This is a genomic window from Bradyrhizobium sp. NAS96.2 (genome assembly GCF_001908235.1).
Lineage (GTDB): Bacteria > Pseudomonadota > Alphaproteobacteria > Rhizobiales > Xanthobacteraceae > Bradyrhizobium.
Genome location: NZ_LGHK01000412.1, coordinates 1 through 550, shown reverse-complemented (window position 1 = coordinate 550; position 550 = coordinate 1). Strand labels below are relative to the sequence as shown.

Annotated in this window: 1 protein-coding gene; it reads right to left on the bottom strand. The window is 69.8% G+C overall.

Annotated features, from left to right (window positions below):
* Positions 1–459 (bottom strand): hypothetical protein (locus AC628_RS41615; protein WP_143202120.1); only part of this gene is annotated, 459 nt, incomplete at its 3' end.
* Positions 460–550: the final 91 nt, after the last annotated feature.

Sequence of the window (550 nt, the reverse complement as noted above, 5' to 3'; positions counted from 1 at the left end):
GGACGAGCTGACCCCGCCGGTCGCGTCAAACGCGCTCAGCGTCAGCGCCGCACCGGCATCCGCGGTGGTGTCGAGCGTGAAGCTCGGGCTGTTGCTCGACGTCGCCGTATTGCCGGCGTCGTCGGTCACCGCAGCCGTCACCGTGATCGGGCTGTCAATGTGGTCGAGCCCGGCAAAGCCGGCGAAGGCGCCGGAGCCGACCGTGACATGGCCGGCCGCAATGTCGGCCGCGGTCAGGTTGTAGGTCGCGGTGTGGCCGTCGCCGTCCGTCAGCGTGATGGTGCCGGAGGCGATGTCGCTGTCGATCCCCGTCAGCGAAACCGAGACGTTGGACGAGCTGACCCCGCCGGTCGCGTCAAACGCGCTCAGCGTCAGCGCCGCACCGGCATCCGCGGTGGTGTCGAGCGTGAAGCTCGGGCTGTTGCTCGACGTCGCCGTATTGCCGGCGTCGTCGGTCACCGCAGCCGTCACCGTGATCGGGCTGTCAATGTGGTCGAGCCGGCAAAGCCGGCGAAGGCGCCGGAGCCGACCGTGACATGGCCGGCCGCAA